The sequence below is a fragment of the Actinotalea sp. Marseille-Q4924 genome (assembly GCF_916618755.1).
Classification (GTDB): domain Bacteria; phylum Actinomycetota; class Actinomycetes; order Actinomycetales; family Cellulomonadaceae; genus Actinotalea.
The window spans coordinates 433,299-439,787 of sequence record NZ_CAKAKB010000004.1 but is presented as its reverse complement, the minus strand read 5'-3'; the positions used below and the strand labels follow the sequence as shown (position 1 = coordinate 439,787).

Here is a 6,489-nt window from a genome sequence, read left to right as displayed (position 1 = left end):
TCGGTGTAGACCACACCGGTCGTCGTCGGCAGCGTCACGTCGTCGTCCTCGGTCCCGCACAGGTCCACCTTCTGCGGCACCTCCGGCGTCACGACCACCGGCACCGGCTGGCAGGGGACGTCCGTGAACGCGAACACCCACTCCGTGATCGCACCGTCGGCCAGCACGTAGCCCTCCGCGGCGGCCGCGGTCACCGTCACCGTGCTGCCCTCACGCACCTCGGTGTAGACCACACCGGTCGTCGTCGGCAGCGTCACGTCGTCATCCTCGGTCCCGCACAGGTCCACCTTCTGCGGCACCTCCGGCGTCACGACCACCTTCGGGATCGGGATCTGGTGCACCACGTAGTGGCTCACGGAGTCCTTGACCGAGTGATCGATGGTGACCTGAGCGGCGGGAGGCTCGACCAGGACGATCTGGACGGCACCGTCGCCGCTGCCGGCCTTCACGCAGTACTTGTCGATGAGGAAACCGGCGTCCGCGTTCACCGTGACGGTCGCCGGGTCGCCGTTCGTGCTGATCATCTGACCCCAGCCGCCGGCGCCCTCCGTGACGACGTCCTTGCAGGTCTGGTCGACGTCCGACGACGCAGCGGCGGCACCCCCCACCATCAGCAGCGCTGCAGTCATCAGCAGCGCGAGCAGCTTGCGCATGTGGCTCTCCCTGTTCCCGTGGCCGCGCAGACCAACCGCGCGAATCATCCAAACCGGACATTACGGCATAGATGATCTCGATTGGGGGACAGGGGGACGAAAGGCCCGGTTTTCACCCGGAGGGACGGTCGACGAGCAGGACGTCGCGCGGACAGCGGTCCGCACAGCACGGCCGGAGGGGGGGCGCACGGCGCCGTCGGACGCCGTGCCGGGAGTCAGCTCGGGCTGTGGAACCGCTGCTGTGCGGCTTCCAACCCCTCGAGCACGACCATCTCCACGGCGTCCGCCGCGGCGTCGACGAGCCACGGGAGGTCCTTGCGCTCCACCGTGGAGAAGTCCTTGAGCACGAAGTCCGCCGGGTCCATCCGACCGGGCGGGCGGCCGACGCCGACGCGCACCCGCACGTAGTCCTTGCTGCCGACGGCGGAGGTGATGCTCCGCAGGCCGTTGTGGCCGCCCTCGCCTCCCCCGCGCTTGAGCTTCACCTGGGCGAAGGGGATGTCCAGCTCGTCGTGCACCACGACGAGCCGCTCGACCGGGACGCCGAGATACGACGACAGGCTGGCGACGGGCCCGCCGGACACGTTCATGTACGACGTCGGCTTCGCCAGCAGCACGCGGGGCCCGGGCACCCCGCCGGGCAGCACGCCCAGCCGGACGTCCGCGACCTGTGCGCGGCTGCGGTGGGAGCCGAAGGCGACGCCCGCACGCCGGCCGAGCTCGTCGAGCACCATCTGTCCCACGTTGTGCCGGTTGCCGGCGTAGGAGGGCCCGGGGTTGCCCAGCCCGACGACGAGCCACGGGTCGGTCATCACGGTCCTCCGCGTTTCAGGGTGGGGGTGCGACGACGCCCGGCCCCCTGGGGGACCGGGCGTCGCGCACCGTCATGTCCGAGCCGGTCGGACGGGGGCTCAGGCCTCCTCGGCCGACTCCGCCTCGGTGGAGCCCTCTGCAGCGGTCTCGCCCTCGGCGCCAGGCTCCTCCGCCGTCTCCTCGCCCTCCGTCGGCTCCTCCTCGAGGCGCTCCGCCGCCACCACGACGACGGCGGCGTCGGGGTCACCCAGGAGCGTCACGCCGGACGGCAGCGAGACGTCGCCGGCGGTGATGCTGCTGCCCGCCTCCAGGCCCTCGATCGAGACCTCGACGGACTCGGGGATGTGCGTGGCCTCGGCCTCCACCTGCAGCGTCTGCGCCTCGACGAGCGTGACGGTGCCGGGGACGGCCTCGCCGGTGACGTGGACGGGGATGTCGACGGTCACCTTCTCGCCGGCGCGGACCGCGAGGAGGTCGACGTGCTCGATGACCGGCTTGATCGGGTCGCGCTGGATGTCCTTCGCGATCGCCAGCTGGGCCTTGCCGTCGAGCTCGATGGAGAGCAGGGCGTTGGCGTGCTTGAGCGCGAGCATCGTCTCGTGGCCCGGCAGCGTGATGTGCACCGGCGCCTCACCGTGGCCGTAGATGACGGCGGGGACCTGGTGGGCGCGGCGGATGCGTCGTGCGGCACCCTTGCCGAACTCGGTTCGGGTGGTGGCGACGAGCTTGATCTCGGACACGGTGACTCCTGGCATCTCGTTCGGTGGTGGCTCTCGGACCGGGGTGGGGGCCCGGTGGGCGGCCTCGGCGCGGGACGCAGGACGGACGCGCAGGACGGCCGCCGCGTCGAATCACGGAGCCGGGGCCAGGTTCTCAGGCAGTGCCCCCATGGGCCCTGCCGGGATCCGGCCGTCCGACGTCCCTCGCCGAGGCACGGCTGCCGATCCTACCGCACGGACGAGCGCTGATCAGGTCCCTCAGGAGGCCCCGTCGAACAGCGACGTGACCGAGCCGTCGTCGAACACCTCGCGGATCGCACGGGCCAGCAGCGGGGCGATCGACAGCACCGTGAGCTTCTCGAAGTGCCGGTCCTCGCTGATCGGGAGGGTGTCCGTGACGACGATCTCCCGGGCGCCGCACTCCTGCAGGCGCTGGCCGGCGGGGTGCGACAGGACGCCGTGGGTGGCCGCCACGATGACGTCCTTCGCACCGGCGGCGCGCAGGACGCGGACGGCCTCGGCGATCGTCCCCCCGGTGTCGATGAGGTCGTCGGTGAGGATGCAGGTGCGTCCCTCCACCTCGCCGACCACCCGGTTCGCCACGGACCGGTTCGGGGCGGTGATGTCCCGGGTCTTGTGGATGAACGCCAGGGGGCAGCCGCCGAGCTTCGCGGCCCACTGCTCGGCGACCCGGATCCGGCCCGCGTCCGGCGAGACCACGGCCACGTTGCTGAGGTCCACACGCGTGCGCACGTAGTCCACCAGCAGCGGCATGGCCCACAGGTGGTCGACCGGCCCGTCGAAGAAGCCCTGCGTCTGCGCGGCGTGCAGGTCCACGCTCATGAGGCGGTCGGCGCCCGCCGTCTTGAACAGGTCCGCGATGAGCCGCGCCGAGATCGGCTCGCGACCCCGGTGCTTCTTGTCCTGCCGGGAGTACCCGTAGAACGGCAGCACCACGGTGATCGTCTTGGCGGACGCCCGCTTGAGCGCGTCCACCATGAGCAGCTGCTCCATGATCCACTGGTTGATCGGGGCCGTGTGGCTCTGCAGCACGAAGGCGTCGGTGCCCCGCACGCTCTCGCTGAACCGGACGTAGATCTCCCCGTTGGCGAAGTCGTACGCCGTGGTCGGCAGCAGCTCCACCCCCAGCGCGTTCGCGACGTCCTCCGCCAGCTCGGGATGCGCACGCCCCGACATGAGGACGAGGCGCTTCTCACCGTCGCTCGAGGTGATCCCGGTCATCTGCAGCAGGCCTTCTCTCTTCGGCGGGGGGTGCGGGAGGGTCCGGTCCGTCGTCGCGGCGGGCCGGCCCTCAGTCGTCCTGGCGCCCGGCACGGGCTCGCTCCGCCCGTGCCTGGGGGGACAGCACGACGTCGTCGTGGTCCCCGTCCAGCGCGGCCGCGGCGGCGGCAGCGGACGGCGTGCCCTCGCGGCGCCGCAGCACCCAGCCGTCGATGGTGCGCTGCGGGGCGGTGTTGATGCCCAGCGAGCCCGGCGGGACGTCCTGGCGGATGACGGAACCGGCGCCGGTGTAGGCGCCGTCGCCGATCCGGACCGGCGCCACGATCGCGTTGTCCGAGCCGATGCGCACGTGGTCCCCGACGACGCTGCGCGACTTGGCGACGCCGTCGTAGTTGACGAAGATCGTGCCGGCGCCGACGTTGCTGTGCTCCCCGATCGTCGCGTCCCCCACGTAGGACAGGTGCGGCACCTTGGAGTGCGCACCGATCTGCGCGTTCTTCGTCTCGACGTACGCACCGATCTTGCCGTCCGCGCCGAGGTCCGTCCCGGGCCGCAGGAACGAGAAGGGCCCGACGACGGCGCCCGCGCCGATCCGCGAGCCGGAGCCGTGCGTCCGGACCACCTGCGCCCCGGCGCCGACGTGCACGTCGGTGAGCGTCGTGTCCGGGCCGACGACGGCGTCGCGCGCGACGGTGGTGCTTCCCAGCAGCTGCGTCCCCGGCAGGACCGTGACGTCCGGCTCGAGCTCGACCTCGACGTCGATCCACGTGGTGGCGGGGTCCACGACCGTCACGCCCGAGACCATCCACTCGTGCACGATCCGGCGGTTCATCTCCGCGCGGAGCACCGACATCTGGGCGCGGTCGTTCGCGCCCTCGACGAGCCACGGGTCGTCGACGCGCACGGCGCGCACCGCACCGCCGTCGGCCCGCGCGATGGCGAGGACGTCGGTGAGGTAGACCTCGCCCTGGGCGTTGTCACGACCCAGTCGGCCGAGCGCTCCGCGCAGCACGGCGCCGTCGAAGACGTAGACCGAGGAGTTGATCTCGCGGATCTGACGCTGGGCGTCGTCCGCGTCCTTGTGCTCGACGATCCCCGTCACCTCGCCGCTCGCCGCGTCGCGCACCACGCGGCCGTACCCGGTCGCGTCCTCGACCTCGGTCGTGAGCACGGTCACCGCGTTGCCGTCCGCGACGTGGGCGGCGAGGAGCTCGGCGAGCGTGCCCCCGTCGAGCAGGGGGATGTCGCCGGCGAGCACGACCACCGGACCGTCCAGCCCTGCGTCCCGAGCGCCGTCCTCCCCGCTGCCGCCACCGACGGCGCGCGCGTGCGCTGCCGCCTCGAGGGCACTCAGCCCGCACTGCACCGCCCGGCCCGTCCCGGGGACGTCGTCCTGGTCCGCGACGAGCACCTCGGGGTCCACCTCGACGGCGTGGGCCGCGACGCGGTCGCGCTCGTGCCGCACGACGACGGCGAGCAGCAGGGGCTCCAGGGAGCGCGCCGCGACGAGCGCGTGGCCGAGCATCGTGCGGCCGGCGAGCGTGTGGAGGACCTTCGGGGTGGCGGACCGCATGCGCGTGCCCTCGCCTGCGGCGAGCACGACGACGGCGGCGGGGCGTGGGGTGGTCACTCGGTCTCCCGTCGGATCTGCCGTTCCGCGGGGCCCTGTGTCTGCGCCCGCCGGCGATGGTCCTGGCGTGGCGCCACTCTACCGCCGCGCCCTGGTCCCGGACGCCGGACCGGACGTCGGGAGCGCACGTCGGGAGCGCACGTCGGGACCGGCCGTCGGGCCACGTGCCCCGGCGTCAGACGGTGGCCGTGGCGACCGCCGCCGTCCTGGGTCGAGGCCGGAGCCGGGCGACCAGGTCCGTGACGTCGCCCCGCGAGGGCAGCCACGCGACGGCGGCCGCGGTGCGCGGGTTCGAGCCGTACACCAGCAGCGTGAGGAACAGGCCGTACACGGGCAGGTGCCCGATGACCTCGGTCGTGCCGAAGAGCAGCAGGGTCGCGTTGAACGGCACCATCGCCACCAGCGTCGCCACCTGGGGCATCGCACCGGACAGCACGAGCAGGCCGAACAGCAGCTCCGCGCCGCCGGCGACCACCACGAAGGTGTCCACCGGGACCTGGAGTCCGACGAGGGCGAAGACGTCGAGCTCCGGGTAGGCCTGCAGGGTGTTGCGGGCCATCTCCGGGTTGGTGAACTTCTCGCTGAACGCGAGCGTCACGAGCGTCACCGCGACGAGGGACTTGAGCAGCAGCACCGCGACCCGCAGGCGCTCCGGGCTCGGGTCGACGCGGCCGAACGTCGCGTCCGACGGCGGCACGACCGCGAGGAAGGCCGCGATCCCGAGGATCGCCGCGTTCTCGAGCACCGCGACCGGGCCGGCGGCCAGCAGCGCGACGGGACCCAGCAGGGCCACGCCGACGGCCGCCGCCCGCAGCCGTACGCCCGTCACGAGCCAGATGCCGATGACCGCCTCGACGACGCCGGCGAGGGCCCCGCCCGGCACCTCCTCGAGCGGCACGGCCGGGCTGAGGAACGACCCGGTCACCGCGAGGGCGAGCAGCGCGACACCGAGGTGCACCGCGAGCAGCCGGGGGACGAACGGCGCGAGACGGCCGAGCGGCGCGAGGAAGGGGAGCTCGGGGCGCGGCAGTCGTGCGGCGACGAGCCGCCACGCCACCGCCAGGACCACGACGGCGAGTGTCGCGCCGAGGGCGAGCGGTGTGCCGAAGAACCCCCAGTCACCGCCGTCGGCGAGCTCGGCGAACCACCGCTCGTGCGCGGACGCCGGAGCGGCCACGAGGGTGAGCCCGCCGGCCAGGGCGAGGGTGGCACCGAGGCGCCGGGCGGTCGTGCCGAGCCGGGCAGGCGCGGGAGGAGGCGAGGTCATCGTGGGGTCCCAGGGGTCGTCGTGAGGCACCCGTCGCGGGGGTGCGTCTCCGAACAGTAGAAACGGTCGGGACCGTGAGAACGGGACCTCGGTCCCACCGGGCGCGTGCGGGTCGTGCCTGGTCGTGACGTCCTGCCGCGTCCCGACCCGGCGCCTCGCGGGGCG

At 73.1% G+C, this 6,489-nt stretch carries 5 protein-coding genes and 1 pseudogene; all 6 read right to left on the bottom strand.

Annotated elements, in window-relative coordinates; translation table 11 throughout:
• Window positions 1-653, bottom strand: a pseudogene (locus LG379_RS14795) (hypothetical protein); the annotation flags it as partial.
• A 215-nt stretch (window positions 654-868) separates the two neighbouring features.
• A complete protein-coding gene (pth, locus tag LG379_RS14790) occupies window positions 869-1,465 on the bottom strand; it encodes an aminoacyl-tRNA hydrolase (RefSeq protein WP_225755354.1) in 597 nt (198 codons plus the stop codon).
• Between the two features lie 99 nt (window positions 1,466-1,564).
• Window positions 1,565-2,206, bottom strand: coding sequence for a 50S ribosomal protein L25/general stress protein Ctc (locus tag LG379_RS14785; protein WP_225755353.1), 642 nt, complete (start codon window positions 2,204-2,206; stop codon window positions 1,565-1,567).
• A gap of 237 nt (window positions 2,207-2,443) precedes the next feature.
• Complete coding sequence (locus LG379_RS14780; protein WP_225755352.1) at window positions 2,444-3,427, bottom strand: ribose-phosphate diphosphokinase; 984 nt, start codon at window positions 3,425-3,427, stop codon at window positions 2,444-2,446.
• Between the two features lie 70 nt (window positions 3,428-3,497).
• The gene (gene glmU / locus LG379_RS14775; protein ID WP_225755351.1) at window positions 3,498-5,057 is read right to left on the bottom strand and encodes a bifunctional UDP-N-acetylglucosamine diphosphorylase/glucosamine-1-phosphate N-acetyltransferase GlmU; all 1,560 of its coding nucleotides are present in this window, start codon (window positions 5,055-5,057) and stop codon (window positions 3,498-3,500) included.
• Between the two features lie 175 nt (window positions 5,058-5,232).
• A complete protein-coding gene (locus LG379_RS14770) occupies window positions 5,233-6,324 on the bottom strand; it encodes a hypothetical protein (protein ID WP_225755350.1) in 1,092 nt (363 codons plus the stop codon).
• Window positions 6,325-6,489 lie beyond the last annotated feature (165 nt).

What these genes read in the sequence shown, in the direction of transcription:
- pth (WP_225755354.1), bottom strand. Translation starts at nt 1,465, where the DNA reads ATGACCGACCCGTGGCTCGTCGTCGGGCTGGGCAACCCCGGGCCCTCC.
- LG379_RS14780 (WP_225755352.1), bottom strand. Translation starts at nt 3,427, where the DNA reads ATGACCGGGATCACCTCGAGCGACGGTGAGAAGCGCCTCGTCCTCATG.
- LG379_RS14770 (WP_225755350.1), bottom strand. Translation starts at nt 6,324, where the DNA reads ATGACCTCGCCTCCTCCCGCGCCTGCCCGGCTCGGCACGACCGCCCGG.